The 23,394-nt window shown below is 29.2% G+C and carries 18 protein-coding genes; 16 read left to right on the top strand and 2 right to left on the bottom strand.

Features of this window, described 5'->3' with window-relative positions; all coding sequences use genetic code 11:
• Window positions 1-143: 143 nt before the first annotated feature.
• The 5 genes from CSBG_RS13005 (at window position 144) to CSBG_RS12985 (ending at window position 5,921) form a co-directional block, all read left to right on the top strand.
• Window positions 144-1,187, top strand: coding sequence for a sugar-binding domain-containing protein (locus CSBG_RS13005; RefSeq protein WP_008680209.1), 1,044 nt, complete (start codon window positions 144-146; stop codon window positions 1,185-1,187).
• Window positions 1,188-1,233: 46 nt separating this feature from the next.
• Window positions 1,234-2,232: a type I glyceraldehyde-3-phosphate dehydrogenase gene (gene gap / locus CSBG_RS13000; RefSeq protein WP_008680207.1), complete on the top strand. Its 999-nt coding sequence runs from the start codon at window positions 1,234-1,236 to the stop codon at window positions 2,230-2,232.
• A gap of 157 nt (window positions 2,233-2,389) precedes the next feature.
• Window positions 2,390-3,568, top strand: coding sequence for a phosphoglycerate kinase (locus tag CSBG_RS12995; RefSeq protein ID WP_008680205.1), 1,179 nt, complete (start codon window positions 2,390-2,392; stop codon window positions 3,566-3,568).
• 258 nt (window positions 3,569-3,826) lie between these two features.
• Complete coding sequence (tpiA, locus tag CSBG_RS12990) at window positions 3,827-4,573, top strand: triose-phosphate isomerase (RefSeq protein WP_008680203.1); 747 nt, start codon at window positions 3,827-3,829, stop codon at window positions 4,571-4,573.
• Between the two features lie 298 nt (window positions 4,574-4,871).
• Window positions 4,872-5,921 carry an aldose epimerase family protein gene (locus CSBG_RS12985; protein WP_008680202.1) on the top strand — a complete coding sequence of 350 codons (1,050 nt, stop codon included), beginning with the start codon at window positions 4,872-4,874 and terminating at the stop codon, window positions 5,919-5,921.
• Between the two features lie 120 nt (window positions 5,922-6,041).
• Here CSBG_RS12985 and CSBG_RS12980 read toward each other — a convergent pair whose 3' ends face one another.
• Window positions 6,042-6,974: a helix-turn-helix domain-containing protein gene (locus tag CSBG_RS12980; protein WP_008680201.1), complete on the bottom strand. Its 933-nt coding sequence runs from the start codon at window positions 6,972-6,974 to the stop codon at window positions 6,042-6,044.
• A 338-nt stretch (window positions 6,975-7,312) separates the two neighbouring features.
• On the opposite strand from CSBG_RS12980, the gene CSBG_RS12975 reads away from it, so the two are divergent.
• The 8 genes from CSBG_RS12975 (at window position 7,313) to gpmI (ending at window position 18,972) form a co-directional block, all read left to right on the top strand.
• The gene (locus tag CSBG_RS12975) at window positions 7,313-8,566 is read left to right on the top strand and encodes an extracellular solute-binding protein (protein WP_008680200.1); all 1,254 of its coding nucleotides are present in this window, start codon (window positions 7,313-7,315) and stop codon (window positions 8,564-8,566) included.
• A 127-nt stretch (window positions 8,567-8,693) separates the two neighbouring features.
• Window positions 8,694-9,665: a sugar ABC transporter permease gene (locus tag CSBG_RS12970; RefSeq protein WP_008680199.1), complete on the top strand. Its 972-nt coding sequence runs from the start codon at window positions 8,694-8,696 to the stop codon at window positions 9,663-9,665.
• Window position 9,666: 1 nt separating this feature from the next.
• Entirely contained in the window at window positions 9,667-10,521 is an 855-nt protein-coding gene (locus tag CSBG_RS12965; RefSeq protein WP_008680198.1) for a carbohydrate ABC transporter permease, read from the top strand.
• An 18-nt stretch (window positions 10,522-10,539) separates the two neighbouring features.
• Entirely contained in the window at window positions 10,540-12,318 is a 1,779-nt protein-coding gene (locus CSBG_RS12960; RefSeq protein ID WP_008680196.1) for a glycoside hydrolase family 2, read from the top strand.
• A 224-nt stretch (window positions 12,319-12,542) separates the two neighbouring features.
• Complete coding sequence (locus tag CSBG_RS12955) at window positions 12,543-12,965, top strand: hypothetical protein (protein ID WP_008680194.1); 423 nt, start codon at window positions 12,543-12,545, stop codon at window positions 12,963-12,965.
• Between the two features lie 302 nt (window positions 12,966-13,267).
• On the top strand, window positions 13,268-15,592 hold the full coding sequence (locus CSBG_RS12950; protein ID WP_167507309.1) for a family 43 glycosylhydrolase: 2,325 nt from the start codon (window positions 13,268-13,270) through the stop codon (window positions 15,590-15,592).
• Window positions 15,593-15,676: 84 nt separating this feature from the next.
• Complete coding sequence (locus CSBG_RS17800; protein ID WP_008680191.1) at window positions 15,677-17,179, top strand: glycoside hydrolase family 43 protein; 1,503 nt, start codon at window positions 15,677-15,679, stop codon at window positions 17,177-17,179.
• A gap of 266 nt (window positions 17,180-17,445) precedes the next feature.
• On the top strand, window positions 17,446-18,972 hold the full coding sequence (gene gpmI, locus CSBG_RS12940) for a 2,3-bisphosphoglycerate-independent phosphoglycerate mutase (protein WP_008680190.1): 1,527 nt from the start codon (window positions 17,446-17,448) through the stop codon (window positions 18,970-18,972).
• A 75-nt stretch (window positions 18,973-19,047) separates the two neighbouring features.
• On the opposite strand, the gene CSBG_RS18990 is transcribed toward gpmI, so the two are convergent.
• Complete coding sequence (locus tag CSBG_RS18990) at window positions 19,048-19,176, bottom strand: hypothetical protein (protein ID WP_276508058.1); 129 nt, start codon at window positions 19,174-19,176, stop codon at window positions 19,048-19,050.
• 209 nt (window positions 19,177-19,385) lie between these two features.
• Here CSBG_RS18990 and CSBG_RS18605 point away from each other — a divergent pair, with 209 nt between their 5' ends.
• From CSBG_RS18605 to CSBG_RS12925, 3 genes are all read left to right on the top strand, one after another.
• The gene (locus CSBG_RS18605; RefSeq protein ID WP_008680189.1) at window positions 19,386-20,774 is read left to right on the top strand and encodes a hypothetical protein; all 1,389 of its coding nucleotides are present in this window, start codon (window positions 19,386-19,388) and stop codon (window positions 20,772-20,774) included.
• Between the two features lie 265 nt (window positions 20,775-21,039).
• Window positions 21,040-21,906, top strand: a complete 867-nt coding sequence (locus CSBG_RS12930) for a DegV family protein (protein WP_008680187.1) — start codon at window positions 21,040-21,042, stop codon at window positions 21,904-21,906.
• Between the two features lie 313 nt (window positions 21,907-22,219).
• Window positions 22,220-23,218: a LacI family DNA-binding transcriptional regulator gene (locus CSBG_RS12925; RefSeq protein ID WP_008680185.1), complete on the top strand. Its 999-nt coding sequence runs from the start codon at window positions 22,220-22,222 to the stop codon at window positions 23,216-23,218.
• Window positions 23,219-23,394: the final 176 nt, after the last annotated feature.

Raw genomic sequence — 23,394 nt, 5'->3', positions numbered from 1 at the left:
AAAGTTATAATGCTAAAAATTTGTAAAACTTTTAGAAAAGTTTGCAGAAAGTACTTTTAAAATTCATAGAAGTGTTTTATAATAATAAATGTGGGACATATAAATTATATGCGGGACCTTTTTAGACCAAAGGAGGGTTGAAAGTGCAGGAAATATTGTCTTTACAGAAAAAAATAGTTCCTGAACTTGTAGAAGTCCTTGAGAAAAGATATAGTATTCTTAGGACTATATATTACAATCAGCCTATCGGAAGACGTGTTTTAGCCAATCAGTTAGATCTTGGAGAAAGGATTGTAAGAACTGAAATAAGTTTTTTAAAATCACAAAATTTGATAGAGATTAATACTCCAGGAATGACAGTTACCGAAGAGGGACAAGAAGTAGTGGATAAGCTTAAAGATTTCATACATGAAATAAAAGGTTTATCAGATATTGAGGAAAACATTAAGTCCTTCCTTGGGTTAAGAGATGTAATAATTGTTCCAGGTGATGCAGAAGCAAACGAAATAATATTAAAAGAACTTGGTAAAGCTACAGCTAATTATCTAAAATCAATTATTAAAGATAATAATATAATAGCTATAACTGGGGGAAATACTATAAAAGAATTTGTAGAGGCATTACCTAAGATAAATAATGTTTCAAATATTCTCGTAGTTCCAGCAAGAGGAGGTATGGGAAGAAAAGTTGAAATACAGGCTAGTACATTAGCTGCATCCTTAGCAAAAAAGTTAAATGGTGCTTATAAATTGCTTCATCTTCCTGAGAATCTTAGTTTAGAGCTTTTAGATACTTTACTAAAGGAAAAGGAAATAAAGGAAGTTATAGATAATATCCATAAGGCCGATATTTTAATTTATGGTATTGGTGATGCTTTAGTTATGGCAGAAAAGAGAGATGTTTCAGAAGAAGAGTTTAATAAACTTAAATCTCTTGGAGCTGTCGGTGAAGCTTTTGGTTGTTATTTTAACAAAGATTCCAAAGTTGTTTCAGAAAATACTTCAATTGGAATAAATATTAATGAAGCAAGAAAAATTAACACACATATTGCTGTAGCAGCTGGGGAAAATAAAGTTGATGCTATTATTGCAACAATGATGAAAAATCAAAATGCAGTATTAATAACAGATGAAGCAGCTGGTAGAAAAATTGTAGAATTTATTAAGGAACACACTAAACAAGCTTAAAATTTTAAAAATTTTAAATATAACTATTTTTAGGAGGTAATTGCAAATGGTAAATGTAGCAATTAATGGTTTTGGAAGAATAGGAAGATTAGCGTTAAGATTAATGATTGAAAACCCAGAATTCAACGTGGTAGCAATCAACGATTTAACTGATGCTAAGACTTTAGCTCACTTATTTAAATATGACTCTTCACAAGGAAGATTCAACGGAGAAATCGAAGTTAAAGAAGGAGCTTTCGTTGTTAACGGAAAAGAAATAAAAGTTACAGCTGAAAGAAATCCTGCTGACTTACCATGGAAAGAATTAAACGTTGACGTAGTTTTAGAATGTACTGGATTCTTCACTTCTCAAGAAAAAGCTGGTTTACACTTAGAAGCTGGTGCTAAGAAGGTTGTTATTTCAGCTCCTGCAACTGGAGACATCAAGACTGTTGTTTACAACGTAAATAATGATATATTAGATGGTACTGAAACAGTTGTTTCAGGTGCTTCATGTACTACAAACTGTTTAGCTCCAATGGCTAAAGTATTAAACGACAAGTTTGGAGTTCAAAAAGGATTTATGACTACAATCCACGCTTATACTAATGACCAAAACACATTAGATGGTCCTCACGGAAAAGGCGATTTAAGAAGAGGTAGAGCTGCTGCTGCTAACATCGTTCCAAACTCAACTGGAGCTGCTAAAGCAATTGGTTTAGTTATTCCAGAATTAAAAGGAAAATTAGATGGTGGTGCTCAAAGAGTTCCAGTTACTACAGGTTCATTAACTGAATTAGTTGTAACTTTAGACAAGAAAGTAACTGTAGAAGAAATAAACGCTGCTATGGCTGCTGCTGCAAACGAATCATTTGGTTACACTGAAGATGAAATAGTTTCATCAGACGTAATCGGAATCACTTACGGTTCATTATTCGATGCAACTCAAACTAAGGTTATGACAGTTGGAGATGAGCAATTAGTTAAAGTTGCTGCTTGGTACGACAATGAAATGTCATACACTAACCAATTAATCAGAACTTTAAAATACTTCGTAACTAGATAATTAAATAGTTAACTGTATAATTAAAGAAATATAATTGTTGGTCTGGTTTTATAGAAAATCTATGAGGCCAGGCCAATTTTAAATTAATTAAGAATTATAAATTTGTGTTTATAAAAATTGTATAGATTAATCAAAATAAATTTAAGAGGTGAAATCAATGAGCTTTAATAAGAAAACTATCGAAGATATAGACGTTAAAGGTAAAAAGGTTTTAGTAAGATGTGACTTCAATGTGCCACTAAAAGATGGCGTTATAACTGATGAAAACAGATTAAACGGTGCATTACCAACAATTAAGTACTTAATCAACAATGGAGCTAGAGTTATACTTTGCTCACATTTAGGAAAAGATGCATCAAAATCATTAGCGCCAGTTGCTAAGAGATTAAGCGAAATGCTAGACAAAGAAGTAGTTTTTGCAAGAGATGAAGAAGTTGTAGGAGCAAATGCTAGAGCTGCTGTTGCAGAAATGAAAGATGGAGATGTTGTATTATTAGAAAATACAAGATGCAGAAAAGAAGAAACTAAGAACATTGAAGAATTCTCAAAAGAATTAGCTTCATTAGCTGATATATTTGTAAATGATGCATTTGGTACAGCTCACAGAGCTCACTGTTCAACAGTTGGAGTTACTGAATTCTTAGATACAGCTGTATGTGGATACTTAATTCAAAAAGAATTAAAATTCTTAGGTGAAGCAGTAAACAATCCAGTTAGACCATTCGTTGCTATATTAGGTGGAGCTAAAGTTTCAGACAAGATAGCTGTTATTAACAACTTATTAGAAAAAGTTGATACATTAATCATCGGTGGTGGAATGGCTTACACATTCTTAAAAGCTCAAGGATACGAAGTAGGATCATCATTAGTAGAAGCTGATAGAATTGAATATGCTAAGGAAATGATCGAAAAGGCAGCTGCAAAAGGAGTTAAATTCTTATTACCAGTTGACCACAGAGTTGCTGCAGAATTTAAAGATGTTGAACCAGTAGTTACAGAAGATCAAAACATTCCAGCAGGAAGCATGGGATTAGATATCGGACCAAAAACAGAAACTTTATATGCTGATGCAATTAAAGATGCTAAAACAGTTATATGGAACGGACCAATGGGAGTATTCGAATTCGAAAACTTCAACAAAGGAACAATTGCAGTTGCTAAAGCTATGGCAGATGCAGATGCTACAACAGTTATCGGTGGAGGAGACTCAGCTGCAGCTGTTAATATCTTAGGATTCGGAGATAAGATGACTCACATCTCAACAGGTGGTGGAGCTTCATTAGAATTCTTAGAAGGAAAAGTATTACCAGGAATAGAAGCGCTAAATAATAAATAAAACGAGTTTAGTTATTAAAAGTGAAGAATGAAAAAAGTGAAAATTATAGTTAAAAGTTATACTTTTAACTATAAGTGAAAGAGTTGAGGAAATAATCCAGTGAACTGGATTAAGAAAATAAAAAATATTTATAATTCCACTTAAGTGAAATTATAAATTGAATTTAATTTTAATTATTCAACTTCGGTGAATAATTACCTTAACTTTTTCATTCTTTTACTCCTTCATTATTCAAATTAAATATAAGAGGTGATTTAAATGAGAAAAGCGATAATAGCAGGAAACTGGAAGATGCACTACACTCCAGCAGAAGCTGTAAAAGTTATAGAAGAATTAAAACCATTAGTAAAAGATGCTACATGTGACGTAGTAGTATGCCCTACTTTTGTTTGTTTAGATGCTGTATTAAAAGCAGTAGAAGGATCAAACATTAAGGTTGCTGCTCAAAATATGCACTTTGAAGAAAAAGGAGCTTTCACTGGTGAAGTTGCTCCAGGAATGTTAGAAGCTATGGGAGTTAGCTATGTTGTTTTAGGACATAGTGAAAGAAGAGAATACTTCAATGAAACTGATGAAGCTTTAAACAAGAAAGTTAAAGCTGCATTTGCTCATAACTTAACTCCAATACTTTGCTGTGGAGAATCTTTAGAGCAAAGAGAAAATGGAACAACTAATGAAGTTGTTGGAGATCAAATTAAAGCTGATTTAGAAGGTTTATCAAATGAATTAGCAGAAAAAGTAGTTATTGCTTACGAACCAATATGGGCAATAGGAACAGGTAAAACTGCTACTAATGAGCAAGCTAATGAAACAATAATGGCTATCAGAGGCGTTGTTGCTGAAATGTTTGGCAAAGAAGTTGCTGATAAAGTAAGAATCCAATACGGTGGATCAGTTAAGCCAAATACAATTAAAGATCAAATGGCTATGTCTGACATAGATGGAGCTTTGGTTGGTGGAGCTAGCTTAGTAGCTGCTGATTTCTCACAAATAGTTAATTATTAATTTGTAAGTTTTTCAAAAAAAAGAGTTATGTAATGATTTATAAAATAAACATTACATGGCTCTTTTTGTATTTTTACTTTCATTATATTATTAGTTGAAATTAATAATAGCTTTAATATCTAATTAGTAGATTCAAATAAAGTCTGGAAAAATAAATTAATATATTTAAAAAAAGTACAATTTGGATTATAATTGAAACATAAATAATGTTTTAAAATAATAATACTGATTTTAATTATGTGATAAAAAGGGTATTAGTGTTATTTTAATCAATAATATGCGAAGGAGAATGGGGAAAATGGATATTAAAACAAATTTTATAGAAACAAAAAGTGGGAATTTATACAAAGAAATTGTTTTAATCAATGATAATGGTGTTGAAGTTAAATGCATTGACTTAGGTTGTATAATTACACAAATAAATGTTCCTGATAGGTATGGTAAATATGAAAATATAGTTTTGGGATATGAAGATTGTGATGATTATCTAAATACTACTGCTTATTTTGGAGCTGTTATAGGAAGAAACTCTGGAAGAATAGGCGGAGCTAAAATTAGAATTGATGAATTGGATTATGAGTTAAATAAAAATGATGGGAATAATACTTTACATGGTGGATATAATGGTTTTAATGTTAAAAAATTTAGTTTTAAAACTGTTAAAGGCGAAGACTTCGTTAGTGTTAAATTTTATTGTATAAGTGAAGATGGGGAAGGTGGATTTCCGGGTAAGGTAGAAGTTGAAGTTTGCTATTTATTAAACAATGATAATGAATTTAAAATTTCTTATAATGGAATATCTGATAAAACCACAGTGTTAAATATGACTAATCATAGTTATTTTAATTTGAGTGGTAATTGCAAAAGAAAAATTACTACTCATACTTTACAAATACAAGCTGATAAGTTTACTGAATTAGATGATGAATCTATTGTTACTGGGAAAATGATTAATGTTTTAAATACACCTTTTGACTTTACTAAGAGAAAGAAAATTGGACAAGATATTTATCAAGATTATTATCAATTTAATATTACAAAGGGATATGATCATTTTTTCAAATTCAAAGATTATATGAAAACTGAAAATAGAGTAGAGTTATATGATGAAGAATCGGGAAGAGGGTTATTGATTTCTACTGATTGTAATGGAGTAGTAGTTTATAGTGGTAATTATGTTAGTAAAGGGAAGTTGTCCATAGGCAGAGAAATAGAAGCTAGAGATGCTGTGTGTCTTGAAACGCAAAACGTTCCGATTGGAAAATCTAATTTGTTTATAGAAGATTCCATTCTTGAGGCGGGTAGAAAATATTCTAGTGAGACTATTTATAAGTTTATAGTTAAATAGAGTTAATTGGATATTGGGTTATTAAAAATAAATAATCTTTCATTCTGAGTATTGTTGAATTAATATAAATTAAAAACCGTAATTAAAGTGATTTCTAATCCTTTAATTACGGTTTTTAATTTATATTTTAGAATTGTATTCAATTCCTAGCAAGATAGATTGAGGATGATCGCCAAATTTTTCTCCGAATATATTTATTCCTCTTGAGTTTTCGGCATCTTCTTTTATTCCTATTTTTACTGCTAGGTATGGAGTTTTGGTAACATCTAAATCTTTTAAAGTAATTGATGAAACTAAAATTTCATCACAGTATGTTCCGGTATTATCTATTTTGTATGATCTCAAAAGTCCGTATTGTGTAGAACTATGAGGCCACCATACGGGGTTTAACTTTCCTGATCTTCCGCCAAAGTCTCCTGGAGATGTCCAAGTATGTAGTTCTACGTTGTTCATCCATACGGTTATATCTGATGGCCAATGTGGATTATAAGATGGAGCTTCGGAGCAGCATTCAAAAGATAAATTAAAACTAGTTAAATCTCCGAAAGATAATATATCCAATGGAAAGCGGTATTCTAAGAAACCTTGTTCAAACCATATGATTTGTGCTGTATAACGATCTGGGTAGTAGAAAGTTTGTGGATTATCCAAAATTCCAATTTGTGAATTTTCATTAGCCATACCACAAGTACCGTTAATGTCACAATTTACATAAGAACCTATCGGCATGTTTATATAGTGACATCTGTGTTTGTTTTCTTCTGTTTGAAGATTTAAATCTATAAAAATATCATCTACGTTTCTAAAACAAACTTTTTTGGTTCCTCTTACAGCTGGTTCTAATCTTGTTAATATTAGTCCGCATTCTTCTAAAACTTTTACATGCATTGCGGTAGTTGAAAGGGGAATTGACAATGCTTCTGCAAGTTCATTAACTGTAGGAGCACTATTAGCAGTTATTTTTAATATTTTTATTCTATCTTCTGATGATAGAGCTTTAGCATAAGAAGCCATTTTATCAATATCATTAAAATTTACAGATAAGCTTTTCATTTTATTGTTCCTTTCCCAATTATAAAAATTGTTATATATAAAGTAAAAAATATAGAGATATATAATATCTATATAAATTATATCATGGTAAGTGAAATTAAACAAATGAATTAAAACAAATAATTTGGAACAAAGTATTTAACATTCTAAGTTTTCAGTAGTTTAAAACAGAAAAAATGTTTTAAATCTATTAAAAAGTCAGAATAACACAATAAAAAAGGAGAAATAAAACAAAAAAATTAGAAAAAACTTTCAAAAATTATTGAAAACGTATAAAGCAAATGATATAATAAATTTGAAATTAAACAAAAAAAATGTTTCAAAAGGGAGAGGTTTTTATGAAAAAGAAAAAGATTTTAAGTGTTATTTTAGCTGGGATCTTATCATTTGGTTTAATATCTTGTGGTAATTCAAAAGAAGATTCATCAGGTAGTGATTCTGGTGGAAAAAAAGAAATAGTATTCTGGTCAGTTTTTACTGGAGCTGATGGAGAAAATATGACTAGAATGATAGACGAGTATAATAAAACAAATCCTGAATATAAAGTTAAACATATGCCTATTGAAGCAGATGACCTATATACAAAAATACCAACAGTAGTTGGATCAGGTAAGGATGTGCCAGACGTAACAATAGTTCATGCTGAAAGAATTGCTTTGTTTGCGGAACAAAATTTACTTCAACCATTAAGTAAATATATTGAAGCAAGTGGCGTAGTAAAAGAATCAAATTATGTAGAAAATGCATGGCAAATGGGTTCTATAAATGATGAGCAATATAGTATTCCTCTAGATGTACATTCGTTTGCAACTTATTATAATAAAGATCTTTTAGCTAAGTATGGTCCTAATGTATTAGATGATGGCATTATTACACTTGATGAAGTAAAAGAAGTTGGGAAAAAATCAGCAGCTGATAATATACCAGCTTTAGGTTTAACTTGGATGAGAGTTCAATATTTATCTTATTTAGCTCAATTAAATGGAGATATATCAAAAGATGGAAAAGAAGTTAATCTTGATTCTCCAGAAGCAAAAAAGATATTTGCAGAGTTAAATGGTTTAGTAAATGATAAAATAGCTACTCAAGATGGCGATGACCCAGGTCAATTATTTAGAGCAGGTCAATTAGTATTTTGGCCAGAAGGAATATGGATGCAAAATTCACTTAAAGGTATAGATGTAAATTGGGGACTTACTCATATGGTAACAATGGATCAAAATAATCCAAAGGATTGGAGTTCTTCACATCAATTCGTAATGCTTAAGAATGATAAAATGACTGATGAAAAAGCAAAGGGAGTTATGGATTTTGTGAATTGGATTGGTGAAAATAGTTTAGAATGGGCTAAAGCAGGACAAGTACCAGCTAACTATGCAATTAGAGAAAATGAAGAATTCAAAGCTATGCCTCAAGCTTTTGTATTAGAAGATGCAAATAAGTTAAAAATATATGATTATAAATACTATGGAAATGTTGTTGAAGCTTTAGATAAGGTTGTATTTGAAGCTGCTTTTGGAAGAATGACTCCTGAGGATGCTGCAGCAGCAATGCAAAAAGAAGCTAGTGAAAAAATTCAAATGGCTCAATAATTAGGATGTAATGATAAATTATTAAAATGTAGTCCTTAATTAAGATGTTACAATGCTTAAGTAATTAGGATCTTTAGTTAATATTATAGCTAAAGATCCTAAATTGAATATCCTAAAGGAGGTAAATATGAGTAAAAAGAGAGATTTAGCACCATATTCATTTATAGCACCACATTTAATTCTTTTTGTTCTATTCTTTTTAATTCCAGCTGTGGTTGGAATATATGTTTCATTTACTAAATGGGATATATACTCAACACCACAATGGGTGGGCTTTAAGAATTATTATGAAATATTAGTGAATAGTGAATCAGTTTTTTATGAGCAGTTTTGGAATGGATTAAGAAATACTTTTATTTTCTCAGTTTTAACAATACCTTTCTGCATAGCAATTCCATTATTATTCGCTGTTCTTTTAAATACTAAGCCTAAAGGCTATAAATTTTTTCAATCTGTATTTTATGTTCCGGGATTACTTTCTATTTCAGCAGTAATGTTAGCATGGAATTTCATGTTTAATAAGACTTTTGGATTAGTTAATAATATGACTAATTTAGATATAAATTGGGGGAGTACTTTCCCTTGGTATTGGATAGCACTAATTATAATAACTGTTTGGTGGTGTATTGGTAGTAACATGGTAATATATCAAGCGGCTATTGCAAGTGTTCCTACTGATTATTATGAAGCAGCAGCTATAGATGGAGCAGGAGCTTTAAAGCAGTTTTTCAAAATTACTCTTCCATCAATAAAAAGCCAAATTTTATATACGCTAGTTATGACAACTATTGCACAATTTAATATATATGGACAACCTCTTATGTTTAATAATGGTGGACCTAATGGAGCTAATAGAGTTCTATTAATGTACATAAGAGAATTAGGATTTGGACAAGGAAGCTCATTAGCAGGTATGGCTTCAGCAATGGCAGCAATGCTCGGTATATGTATTTTATTTATTTGTATTTTACAAGCGGTTTTATCAAGAGATGAAGATGAAGTTTTAGCTAAAAAGCAAAGAAAAAAGAATAAGAAATTAAATAAAGCAAAAATAAAAACTGCAGGTGCTACCTATAACTTAAGTGAGGGAGGAAAATAATATGGAGCATAAACTAAAAAAGAAAAAGTTTAATTATAAGAAAATAGCATGCTTTTTATTAGTTTTAGTGCTTGCTATAGTATGGATTACACCATTGATTTGGGCTATTTTGACATCATTTAAGTCTGAGGTAGAAGTACAAACAACTGGATTTAGTATCTTACCTGCAAAATGGGTAGTTGAAAACTATATAGATGTATTATCAGATACAACAGTTACACCAATAATTAAGTGGTTTGGTAATTCTCTTTTTGTTTCTGTAACACATACAATTTTAGCAGTAATAATTAGTTCAATGGCAGCTTATGCATATTCAAGATTGAATTTTAAAGGGAAAAATGCTATTTTTGGATTTTTATTAATGACAATGATGTTTCCAGCTGTTGTAAACTTAATTCCGTTATATAAAATAATGGATACTTTAAATTGGGTAAATACATCATGGGCATTAATATTTCCTGGCCTTGGTGGAGTAGTTAATATATTTTTGATTAGGCAATTTATGATGGGAATTCCAAAGGAATATGATGAGTCAGCAAGAGTTGATGGTGCAAGTACTTGGAGAATATATACTAAGATTATAGTACCATTATGTAAGCCAATATTAATAATAGTTGGATTATTCTCATTTACAGGTTCTTGGAATGATTTCTTATGGCCAACAATTATTATGAATGATACAGCAAAATTAACATTAACAGCAGGATTAAGAACATTACAGACTGGCTATAGTATAAAAGTAGCTCATTTAATGGCTGTAACAGTATTAGCAATTTTACCTACTTTAATATTATATTTAGTAGCACAAAAGTATTTTATGGAAGGATTATCTTTACAATCAGGAGTTAAGGGTTAAAATTTAGGAGGAATAGATATGACAGTTAATATACCAAGAAATGAATATCCACGTCCACAATTCGTAAGAGAAGACTGGATTAATTTAAATGGAGAGTGGGAATTTGATTTTGATGATAACAATATAGGAATAAAGGATGGGTGGCACAAGAACCCAAAACTAGGTAAGAGTATATTAGTTCCTTATGCTTATCAAACTGAGCTTTCAGGAATAAATATAAAGGAATTTCATGATATAGTATGGTATTCAAAAACTTTCGACTTAGATGAAGTTATGAAAAATAAAAGGAATATATTGCACTTTGGAGCTGTTGATTATAAGGCAGATTTATGGGTAAATGGTGAGCATTTATTTACTCATAAAGGTGGACATGTACCTTTTTCTGTAGATATAACAAGTGTTATAAAGGAAAAAGATAATTTAATTGTTTTAAGAGTTGAAGATTATGCAACTGATTTAGAACTACCAAGAGGAAAACAATTTTGGAGAAAAGAATCTCATGGAATATTCTATACAAGAACAACAGGAATTTGGCAATCTGTTTGGATAGAGCCAGTAAGTGAAACATATTTGAAGAAAGTGTGGCTTACTCCTGATTTAGATAAAAAGACAGTTTTAGTTGAGTATGAATTTGAAGGAGATATTACTGAAACTTCATTAGGCGTAGAAATATCAGTTAAGGATACAGTAATAGTTAATGATAAAATAGCTTTAATGAGTAGCAGAGAAAAGAGAGCTTTTGGATTAAATCAAGAATTAACATTAGATTGGAATCATCATGAATCTTTGGCGTGGAGTCCAGAAAATCCAATATTATTTGATATTAAGTTTAGTGTTTACAAGAAAAATACTATTATTGATACAGTTAAATCATACTTTGGATTAAGAAAAGTAGAAATCGTGGATGGGGTCTTTATGTTGAATAATAGACCTTATTACCAAAAGTTATTACTAGATCAAGGATATTGGGAAGAATCATTACTTACAGCACCAACAGATGAACATTTTGTTAAAGATATTAAATTGTGCAAAGAGATGGGATTTAATGGTGTAAGAAAGCATCAAAAGATAGAAGATCCAAGATTTTTATATTGGGCAGATAAATTAGGACTATTGGTTTGGGGAGAAATGGCTAATGCATATGTTTATTCAAGAAGATATGTTAAGATGTTAAATAATGAATGGATTGAAATGATAGAAAGAGATTATAATCATCCTTCAATAGTTGCATGGACTCCTCTAAATGAGTCTTGGGGTGTAGATTCAATAATGAATAATAAAGATCAGCAAGCTCATTCAGCTGCTATGTATTGGTTAACAAAGTCATTTGATCAAACAAGAGTTGTTATTTCTAATGATGGATGGGAACACACAAAAACAGACCTTCTTACAATTCATGATTATGAATATAGAAATGAAGTTTTAACCGAAAGATATTCTTGTTTAGATAATATCTTAAAAACAAAACACTCAGGAAGAGGTATGTTTGCTAAAGAATGGAATTATGAAGGACAACCTATAATTATTTCTGAAATGGGAGGAATTTCATATCAAAAGAGTGAATGGGAAGGCTGGGGATATTCCGCAGCAACATCCGATGAAGATTTCATTTTAAGATATTATAATGTAATAGCTCCAATGCTAAAATCTAAATTAATTCAAGGATTTTGTTATACTCAAGTAACTGATGTAGAGCAAGAAATAAATGGTTTACTAACTTATGCTAGAGAGCCAAAAGTAGACTTAAGTATTATAAAGGCAATAAATGAAGGAAGATGGACACCAGATACTAAATAAAGTTAATCTTTCTTTGAAATAAGTGGAGCTGTCGCATAAATAAAAATGCAAAATTTAGAATATGGAATTAAGGTAAAATCTATTGAAAGTAGTTTTGAATAATATAAATTTAAGTATTTTAATATGAAATACCACATCGATTTTAAATTTTACATTCTACATTTTGCATTAAGTGATTTTCTGCGACAGGCTCAACTATATATTATAAATTTGGAGGCATAATTATGAAAGTATTAAATAGAAAGCTTGAAAGAAATATGATTCTTATAGGTTCAATATGGCAATTACTATCTGGACTAGCTACTATATTTATTTATGCAACGTATATAAAAACTAAAGGAGTAGGGCTAGGAGATATTTCGCAAGTAGATATTACATCTATTCAATTACTATTAGATAATGTTTATATAGTTACAACTACTATAGGATTTCTATTTATGGCTATGGGATTAGTAAATCTATATATTTATAAAAAAACTAAAAATAATGTGGTTGAAAAAGGAAAAGGAATTTGGCTTATTGTTTGTTCACTAATTTCTTACTTCTTTATGGATATAGTTTCTGCTATTTTATTTATGGTTTCAGGAGTAATTATGCTATCTAAAAATAAAGCTATTTTAAAAATTAATAATGGATTAGTAAATTAAAAAAATAATTGGATCTTATAAAATCCTATATACTTAAAGTCATAGCTAGAGTGTATAAAAATATATTGAAAGATGTATTTAAAACATATCTGGCTTTTTGTATTTCTGAAATGAATATAAAAGTGTTAATGGTAAAAGAACTTATATTAATATGATTAATAACTAATGTGGTTTTATTAAGGGAATATTAAGCTTAATATTAGTTCCTAATATTAATAAGCATTAATGTTGTTTATTATTATTAAAAAGATAGATTAAAAAAAGTAATGCTTTAAATGGAGGGTATTATGAGGAGGTTAACTGTGAGTTTGTTGATTACAACGGTGCTAATGACGGGATGTACATCAAAATATGTGGGTAATGAGAACAATATTAATGTTGAAAATGAATATCTAAATAGTTTTACTTTAGAGGATGAATGGGAAGATGGCTATGGAATAGGAGATCCATATATCTTAAGGTATGATGGAAGATATTATTTATATGTATCAACTCATGATTATAAGATAGGGGTAAAATGTTGGAGTTCAGATAATTTAGTGGATTGGAAGTATGAGGGACTAGTTACAGAGGAAAAGAAAACACTAGGAGCATATGCACCAGAAGTAATATATTGGGATGGATATTTTTATATGTATACATCTCCAGCTGGTAAAGGACATTATGTACTACAAAGTGATTCACCTACAGGACCATTTAAATTAATATCAGATAATATTGGTATGAGCATAGATGGTAGTGTCTTTATAGATGATAATGCAAAGTGGTATTTTTATTATGCATCACCTAAAGGTATAATGGCTGCGCCTATGAAATCTCCAACTGAAGTAGAAGAAACAAAGGTCGTTGATAATACATTTATGAACTGGTGGACAGAGGGGCCTAGTGTTATAAAAAGAGATGACATATACTATATGACTTATACAGGAAATCATGTTAAAAGTACTGGATATAGAGTGAATTACTCTACATCAGTAGAATCTCCTATTACTGGATATAAAGAAGGGGTTAATAATCCTATATTAATTAATACTTCAGAAGACTTTAATGCATTAGGACACAGCTCGAGTGTTTTAGGGCCGGATTTAGATTCTTACTATATCACATATCATAATTTAGTGGGAGAAAAGGGGTTTCCACTAAGAAAGTTAAATATAGATAGATTAGTTTTTAATGGTGAAAAAATGTCTGTTTTGGGACCTACGAATTTTAATCAACCAAGCCCTAATATGCCTCAGTTTTACACATGGGTAAATAATGATACAGATAATAAAATGAAAGATATAGAAGAAGGAGAAGAAAAATTTACTGTTTCAAATGATGAAACAAGTGAAGTATTTACTGCTGAATTTTCTTTTTCAAATGTAAGAGATAGTAATGTCTGTATAGTTACATCATATAAAGATAGTAAAAATTACGGAGAAATTAATATAGATATCGATGCTAATAAAGTGTCTATGAAATCAATAGAAAATGGTAATGAATCATTGATTAGTGAAAATACGTTACCATATAAATTTGATTTTAGTAAGATGCATACTATAAGGATAAAAAATAATCCAAATAAGACAGAAGTACTTTTAGATAATATAAAAGTATTAACTACAGATAATGGATTTAAAGCAGGTTCAATTGGATATAAATACGCAAAGAATCAAGCAGATTATTCGTTTTTAGCATTTACGAATGAGTCATTTGGAACAAGTGATAGTAAGACTATTAAGGCTATTCCAGGTATAATAGATGCAATACATTACAGTGGAAGTGATTATGAAATACCTACAATAGAATATAGAGATAGTATTTCAGCAATTACATTAAATGAAAAAGGCAAATCAGTATTGTATAACATAAATATAAAAGAAGATTACAATTATGGAGTAGATGCAATAATAAAGAGTGCTGATACAAATGGAAAAGTAGATATATTAGTTGATGGGAAAAAAGCTTTAACATGTACTATAGATGGAAATGAAAATAGTAATGAGTGGTTTAAAAAATACTTAGGAGAAATGAAGCTAAAAAAAGGTTATCATCAAATAGAGTTAAAGTTAAGAGAAGGTGCATTAAATATTGAAAGTCTAGACACTTATAAAGTAAACGCAAAGGTAAAGTATGAAAATAATTTATCTAAGGTACCAAGTGATGCAGAATGGAATTTGATAGCAGGATGGACAAGCTTGAATGATGCAACTGAAAATTTAGGGGATGAAATAAATAGAGCATTTTATGGAAACGATGAATTTAAGATACAGTCATTATCTGTTGATTTTGCTTTAGGAAATGTAATAAATGATGTTGGAATTTATTTTAATGCAACAAATGAATCTGTATATAAAGAGCAAGTGACTGATTCGATGCTTGGATATTATCTACAAGTTCAAGAAGAAAAACTGACATTGTATAAATTAAATTATGGAAGAGAAGAATTGATAAGCACAGAAGTTAAAATAAATCAAAAAGAGTTCAATAACTTTAAAATAGAGATTAAAGAAAATACAATACTTGTTAAGCTTAATGATGAGGAAGTATTATCTTATGATGATTTGAATTTAAATACTCATGGAAAAATTGGCTTTAGAGCAGATGGTTCAAAGATTTATATTAAAAATTTAGAAATTAAATAACGTAATACTGTTTGTATATATTAAATCTCAGAGAAGTAATATTAATATAACTTAACAAATCGAATAATTGTTGTGGAGGCAAAAATGAAGAAATATAAAAAAATATTAGTAGGCTGTATTCTTGTAGGAGTAGTTAGAACTTTAATTAGTTGTGAGGGTAAAGGAGATAGTTTTATTCAAGTTACCTCAGATAACTATGATCAAAGTAAGTTTTATACTAATCCACAAAATATAGATTTAATAGCAGATCCTTTTGTATTAAGAACTGAGGATGGAAAGTATTATGCATATGGAACAAGTGATAAAATTCAAGCGTCTGGATATCTAGCTTGGGAATCAGATGATTTAATTACTTGGAAAGAAGTTGGAGTTGCCTATATGGCTAAAAGGGGAAGCTGGTCCAATAGAGATTACTGGGCTCCTGAGGTATATTATAAAAATGGCAAGTACTATATGTATTACACTGCAAGAGATAGAGAAACAAAAAATCTTGGGTTAGGGGTTGCTGCTAGCGATAATCCATATGGACCTTTTGAAGATATAACAAATAGACCTATAATAGGTGAAGAATTTGCAGTTATTGATGCAAATATACTTATGGAAGATGGTAAAATGTATCTTTATTATGTTAAAGATTGCTCTACAAATCAGATAAATGGGAAAAATACTAGTCAAATATATGGGGTAGAGTTAAGTGATGATATGGTAACTTTCAAAGGAGAACCAGTATTGTTAACTACTCCAGAACAAGAATGGGAAGATGTCCCAGGGGAATGGGTATGGAATGAAGGTCCAACAATCTTGAAGGAAAATGATAGATATTATTTAATGTATTCAGCTCATCCATACTGGGATAAATTATATTCTATAGGTTATGCTGTTTCTGATAATCCTTTAGGACCATTTGAAAAATATGAAAATAATCCAGTTTTAACAAGTGAAATAGAGTGGACACATGTTTCGGGTTCAGGTCATAATTCTGTTACAAAATCAAAAGATGGTAAGGAAATATATTCAGTGTATCATACACATATGAATCCAGAAGATGGAGGAAGTAGAAGGACGATAAATATAGATAAACTTGGATTTAGAGAAGATGGAACAATGTATATAAATGGTCCAAGTGTAACACCCCAACCTTTACCATCAGGAACTGGCAGCAGCGATAATCTTAATGATTTAATAGAATCTATAGAAGTAGAAGGTGAATCAGAAAAAGATGAAAAATTATTATATGATGGAGAAATAGTTTATCATAATAATTTTGAAGATTATGAATGGAGTGGTAAGGGGAAAAATAAATTGACTATAAAATTAAAAGAGGAAATAAAAGCTACAGATATACTTATATATGGGAATGTAGAAGAAGGTAAAAGACCAGAGATAAAGAAAATAAAAGTTTCAAAAAATAAAACATTTAAAGGAATTGATTCTAGTTTGGCAAAATTACCAGGAGAAGCTACTATAATTTCTTTTGATGAAGTTAATACCAAAGAAATAGTTATAGAATTTAGTAATAAAGAAGAATTTGCTATTTCTGAACTTATAATAATGGGGAAAAAATGTAACTTATCTAAATATCATTAATTTAAATACAAGTTTTATCAAAAATAAATAATTTAAAATTTATATTAGAGTATAAAATGGTTTTGGAGAAACAAAAAAAATTTAAATTTTTAGAAAATATTCTAAAATATGTTTTATAGAGTTAAAATAATTTTCTGCAAAGGTTTACCTCATCAGTGCTTTTATTGTTTAAGGTCACTAATTATAGTATAATATAGATATAAATTAAGAAAGATAATATTAGAATATTGTCAAATATAGATTTTGATAAAAATTTGGAGGGAATTATGGCGAAGAAACCTGTAATGTTAATGATATTAGATGGCTTTGGAATAGCTCCAAAGTCAGATGGAAATGCTGTTGAAGCAGCTAATAAACCAAACTTTAGTGGATTAATGGAAAAATATCCACACACTCAATTACAAGCTAGTGGATTATATGTTGGATTACCAGATGGACAAATGGGTAACTCAGAAGTTGGTCATTTAAATATAGGTGCAGGAAGAATTATATATCAAGAATTAACTAGAATAACTAAAGAAATTAGTGAAGGTGGATTCTTCAAAAATGATGCATTAACTCTTGCTGTTAACAATGCTAAAGAAAATAATGCAGCACTTCACTTAATGGGATTATTATCAGATGGTGGAGTTCACTCACATATAGATCACTTAAAAGGATTATTAAAGCTAGCTAAAGAAGCTGGATTACAAAATGTATATGTTCACTGCTTCATGGATGGAAGAGACGTTCCACCATCATCAGGAAAAGATTTTATAATAGAGCTAGAAAACTACATGAAGGAAATTGGTGTAGGTAAGATAGCTACTGTTGCAGGAAGATACTATGCAATGGATAGAGATAACAGATGGGAAAGAGTTGAACTTGCTTACAATGCAATGGTACTTGGAAAAGGTGAAATTGCAGCTTCAGCAGTAGAAGCAATAGAAAAATCATACCACGATAATAAAACAGATGAGTTCGTATTACCGGCTGTTGTAGATTCAAATGGAATGATTAAAAATGGAGATTCAGTAATATTCTTTAACTTTAGACCAGATAGAGCTAGAGAAATAACTAGAGCAATAAATGATAAAGATTTTGCAGGATTTAAGAGAGAAACTTTAAACTTAACATTTGTTACAATGACTCAATATGATAAGACTTTAGAAGGAGTACATGTTGCATACAGACCAGAAAGTATTACTAATACTTTAGGAGAATATGTATCAAACAATGGATTAAATCAATTGAGAATTGCAGAAACAGAAAAATATGCTCACGTTACATTCTTCTTTAATGGTGGAGTTGAAAAGGAAAATCCAGGTGAAGATAGAGCGCTTATAGCATCACCTAAGGTTGCTACTTATGACTTAAAGCCAGAAATGAGTGCTTATGAAGTAACAGAAGAATTAATTAATAGAATTAATGAAGATAAGTATGATATGATTATTCTAAACTATGCTAACCCAGATATGGTTGGACATACAGGAGTAATGGAAGCAGCTGTAAAAGCTATTGAAGTTGTAGATGAATGCTTAGGAAAGGTTGCAAATAAGATTCTAGAAAAAGACGGAACTTTATTTATAACTGCTGACCACGGTAATGCAGAAACTATGATAGATTTCTCAACAGGAAATCCATTTACAGCACATACTACAGATCCAGTTCCATTCATTTGGGTTTCAAACAGAACTGAAGGAAGAACATTAAAAGAAGGTAAGCTAGCAGATATAGCTCCTACTATGTTAAATGAAATGGGTCTTTCAAAACCAGAAGAAATGACTGGAGAATGTTTAATAGTAAATAAGTAATAAGAATAAAAAGTAAAAGGACACTCCTTTATAGTGAGTGTCCTTTTACTTTTGTTAAAATTTAAGAAGTCAAATTTATAGAGTGTTATCAAAGCAATAAAAAGGTATTTCTTCAGTAGGTAGTCTTGAGGTAGAATCAATTATTGAATCACTTACGTTAATTTTTGTAACCATATCTTTTAAAAGCTCTATGATATTTTCCATTATTAATTATTATATGAAAATATCCATGTATTCTAAATTTCTATTAGCAAAAGCAATTTAAAGTTATACATAATTAAATATAAATAAGTAAGTTATCTGGATAATAAAACAATATTTGGTATAAATGTGATATAATTAATTTTAAGTGATAGATTTTAAAAGAATACTATTTGGAATTATATTAATCATGAAATTTAGAAATAAAGGAGATGGGAAAAACGAAATTTATAGAGCAATATTTTAAGAGGGAATCAATAGTTTTAGAAGAAACAAATTTAAAAAGCTTCTGGTATGAATCTATGAAAAATATTACAATTGGCTTTATGTTTACTTTAATGACTTTTGATTTTTTTTATTTACAATATATTTTACCTTCTATAGGAGCAGTACTTTTATATATTGGATTTCACAACTTGCGAAAGGAAAATAAAGCTCTTAACTTAGCTTGGATCTTTTCTATAATAAATATGATATTTCGAGTGTTAAATTTGATATATTTAAATACACCATTAAATGTTAACGTTAAAGGTATTGTTATATTAGCATTTGTATCTACAGTTTTTCAATTAAGTTTTCTTGTTATTTTTAGATTAGGGTTAAAGAAAATTTTTCAGGAATCAGGAGTTATCTTAAAAAAAGATATTATTTTAAGGATAATTATTTGGAGAATTGTAATTATTATTTGTGCATTAACAGAATTAGGACAAATTTGGGTTATATATATTCCAATAATTATTTATTACTTTTATATCTTTAAATCCTTATATAAATTAAGTTACGACGCTGAAGCTATTATTTACATAGATTCGAGGAAGATTGAAATACTTAATAAGAAAAAGCTTATTTATACATACATGCTATTTTCTACTTTTGTAGTTGGAGTTTGTTGTGTATTTTCTAATCATATTAGTCTAGATTCAAGTGAGGTTATTTCTGTTAAGGAATTTGGAATTAGAAATACGCTGATTGATAAAGGAATTCCAATAGAAATTGTTAAGGATATAGAAGACGAGGATATTAGCAAACTTAAAAATTTAATAAATATTGAATATTTTAGTGAAGATTTAAAATTTAATTCTATATTAAATGATGATGGAATTGATTTTCAAGTAACAACTATATTTTTTGAACTTTATGGTAATGAAATGTATGCAATTGAATATTTTAACTGGGGGGAAGAAGGACCTTATTGGCAAGATGGTTTTGAAATAAGTAACACAAGGCCTTTAAATGTTATAAATGGAAAATTATTATATGAAAAAGATGGGGTTAATTATTCAGCTGAAATACCTAGGTTAAATGGTGGAATGGTTACAAGTAGGGATATATTTGGAGATGAAAGGCAAGAAGAAAAAATTACAGGTGCTATAAATTATCCTTATAAATCTCAAAAACAAAGAGGGTATATTTTCTATAAAATAGATATTACTCAAGAAACTTTAGCTGGAACAAATCTAGTAAATTATATGCATTATAATCATCCTTTTAGAATTCCTTATACTGAACCAGAAAAGAAAAGTATAATGTTTAGTAATAAGTTAAGACAACATGGGATGAATTTTAGCACTAATCTAAGTAAGGAACTGTTTAGTAATTAAAAAATTTTTATTAATTATTGTTATTATGTATGCATAGTTTATTTAATTTAAAATACCTAAGAAATTTATAAATTTAAGGGCTAAAGAATTATATTGTTTAGTATATTAAAGATGTATATCATCCTTTACTGACTTCCTTTTGGGTTGACAATAAAGGTAATATATATCTATAAAATATTTTGATATTCAAAGGATTTGACAATGAAAAAATTTGAATGTATAATATCAATTACTAAAACGAAAGTAATTGTAGGAGTTGAATATTATGAAAGTTAGACTTATAACTGATTCAGCATGTGATTTGCCTTTAGATTATATTAAACAAAACAATATAGAAGTAGTACCACTTATGGTTAATATAAATGGAGAATTTATACCTGATGATCTAGGACAAACTTTAAAGCACCAAGATTTTTATAAAATGATAAAAGAAGGTGCAATGCCATCTACGACTCAAGTAAATGTTGGAACTTTTTTAGAAGTATTTAAGAAGTATGTAGAGCAAGGAGAGTCGATAATTTATATAGGATTATCTTCGGCATTAAGTGGAACTTATAATAGTGCATATACAGCTAGAGAAATGGTATTAGAAGAATATTCGAATGCAAATATAAAAGTTATTGATTCATTAAGTGTATCTGTTGGAGAAGGATCTTTAGTTTATAAAGCAAATGAAATGATAAAAAATAATATAGATATTAATGAAGTTGTAGAATATTTAGAGTCAATTAAAAAGAATGTTATTCATGCAATAACAGTAGATGATTTAAATCACTTGAAAAGAGGGGGACGTATTTCAGGTACAGTAGCAGCAGTGGGAGGATTACTTGGGATAAAACCAACTTTAAAAATAGATGATGATGGAAAGGTTATTCCAGGAGATAAAATAAAGGGAAGAAAAAAAGCTTTAAAATCTTTAGTTCAACAATTAAAAGAAAAAGCAATAAATCCAGAGAATCAAGTAATATTTATATGTCATGCAGATTGTTTAGAAGATGCTGAAGATATAAAAAGAATGATACTTGAGGAAGTTAAAGTTAAAGATGTTATTATTAACTCTATAGGTGCAGTAATAGGAACTCATGGTGGACCTGGAACTTTAGGAGTAGTATTTATAGGTAATGAAAGATAAAAAATAAATCTTAATATATTTAGGTTTGTTTTTCAGTTTATAAAAAAGCCCGCTATTTAAAAATAGAGGGCTTTTTTATTTCACTATCTACAGTTCGTAGGTCTAGATAAAAAATCTTTAAGGCTTATTGTCTCTCATCATATATCAATTATCAGGATCTGGAATACTTTTCTTAATTTGCCTTGTTTCCTTGCTTTTAAAGATTTCTAAAACTTTGGAAGCAGTCTGTAAAAAATTAATATGATAAAATCTTAAATAATGTTAAAATATAATTGAGTTTTATTAGTAATAAATTATAAGGGGAGGATAATTAATGGCATTGAATATAATTGATATTGCTAAATTAGCAGGTGTTTCAAAATCTACAGTATCTAGATATTTAAATGATGGATATGTAAGTGATGAAAATAGAGATAAAATTAAAAAGGTTATTGATGAAACAGGGTTTACTCCTCAAAGGCAAGCAAAAGGAATGAGAACAAAGAAGACAAATTTAATAGGGGTAATAGTTCCTAAGATAAGTAGTGAAACTCCAGCGAGGGTAGTTGAAGGTATAACAGAGGTATTATCACCTAATGGATATGATATACTAATAGCAAATACAAATTTAGATATTGAAAAAGAATTAGAATATCTTAATATTTTTAAGTATAATCAAGTTGATGGAATAATATTTATGGCAACTAAAATAACAGATAAACATATTGAAATAATGAATAATTTAGAGGTACCAATCGTTATTGTAGCTCAAGATATAGAGGGATTTTCTTCAGTTTTCTTTAACGAATTTAATGCAACTTCTGATATTACCAAATGTGTAATTGAAAAAGGTCATAAGAATATAGGCTTTATTGGAGTTTATGAAGATGATAAAGCTGTTGGACTATATAGAAAAGAGGCGTATATAAAAACATTAAAAGAAAATAATATAAAGGTAGTCGAGGAAAATATTAAGATTGGAGATTTTAACGAGAGTAGTGGATACATACTAGCAAAAGAACTGATGGAAGGAAATGATAAGCCTACTGCAATTGTAGCTGTAACTGATAATTTAGCATTGGGAGCTATTAAGTATTTAAGGGAAGAAAACTATAGAATTCCAGAAGATGTAGCAGTTGTAGGGATGGGAGATTCGAGAATATCTAGATTTATTACTCCAAGTTTAACTACAGTACATTACCATTATAAAACTGCTGGAAAAAGGTCTGCAGAGATTGTTTTAAGAAAATTAAATACAATTAATAAGATGGGAAAAAGTAACAAGGAAAAAGTTGAATTAGACTGTTTACTTGTAGAAAGAAATAGTATATAATGAGCGTGTGAAAAGGTTTAATAGTTTTGATGTGGGAATGTTCCTACATCAAAATATTAAATAGTAACAAGTAAATATTATTTTTACTGTTACATCTATAATAGAAATTACAAGAAAGTATATAAAAATAGATTTAAATATGAACTATATATTCGTTTATACTAAGCAAACTATTT

This window comes from Clostridium sp. 7_2_43FAA (genome assembly GCF_000158375.2).
Taxonomy (GTDB): Bacteria; Bacillota; Clostridia; order Clostridiales; family Clostridiaceae; genus Clostridium; species Clostridium tertium.
The sequence above is the reverse complement of the archived record's forward strand: the minus strand, read 5'-3'. Positions and strand labels throughout refer to the sequence as shown.

Coding starts and splice junctions, on each gene's coding strand:
- gap (WP_008680207.1), top strand. CDS start 1,234: ATGGTAAATGTAGCAATTAATGGTTTTGGAAGAATAGGAAGATTAGCG.
- CSBG_RS12995 (WP_008680205.1), top strand. CDS start 2,390: ATGAGCTTTAATAAGAAAACTATCGAAGATATAGACGTTAAAGGTAAA.
- tpiA (WP_008680203.1), top strand. CDS start 3,827: ATGAGAAAAGCGATAATAGCAGGAAACTGGAAGATGCACTACACTCCA.
- CSBG_RS12985 (WP_008680202.1), top strand. CDS start 4,872: ATGGATATTAAAACAAATTTTATAGAAACAAAAAGTGGGAATTTATAC.
- CSBG_RS12980 (WP_008680201.1), bottom strand. CDS start 6,974: ATGAAAAGCTTATCTGTAAATTTTAATGATATTGATAAAATGGCTTCT.
- CSBG_RS12975 (WP_008680200.1), top strand. CDS start 7,313: ATGAAAAAGAAAAAGATTTTAAGTGTTATTTTAGCTGGGATCTTATCA.
- CSBG_RS12970 (WP_008680199.1), top strand. CDS start 8,694: ATGAGTAAAAAGAGAGATTTAGCACCATATTCATTTATAGCACCACAT.
- CSBG_RS12965 (WP_008680198.1), top strand. CDS start 9,667: ATGGAGCATAAACTAAAAAAGAAAAAGTTTAATTATAAGAAAATAGCA.
- CSBG_RS12960 (WP_008680196.1), top strand. CDS start 10,540: ATGACAGTTAATATACCAAGAAATGAATATCCACGTCCACAATTCGTA.
- CSBG_RS12955 (WP_008680194.1), top strand. CDS start 12,543: ATGAAAGTATTAAATAGAAAGCTTGAAAGAAATATGATTCTTATAGGT.
- CSBG_RS17800 (WP_008680191.1), top strand. CDS start 15,677: ATGAAGAAATATAAAAAAATATTAGTAGGCTGTATTCTTGTAGGAGTA.
- gpmI (WP_008680190.1), top strand. CDS start 17,446: ATGGCGAAGAAACCTGTAATGTTAATGATATTAGATGGCTTTGGAATA.
- CSBG_RS18990 (WP_276508058.1), bottom strand. CDS start 19,176: ATGGAAAATATCATAGAGCTTTTAAAAGATATGGTTACAAAAATTAAC.
- CSBG_RS18605 (WP_008680189.1), top strand. CDS start 19,386: ATGGGAAAAACGAAATTTATAGAGCAATATTTTAAGAGGGAATCAATA.
- CSBG_RS12930 (WP_008680187.1), top strand. CDS start 21,040: ATGAAAGTTAGACTTATAACTGATTCAGCATGTGATTTGCCTTTAGAT.
- CSBG_RS12925 (WP_008680185.1), top strand. CDS start 22,220: ATGGCATTGAATATAATTGATATTGCTAAATTAGCAGGTGTTTCAAAA.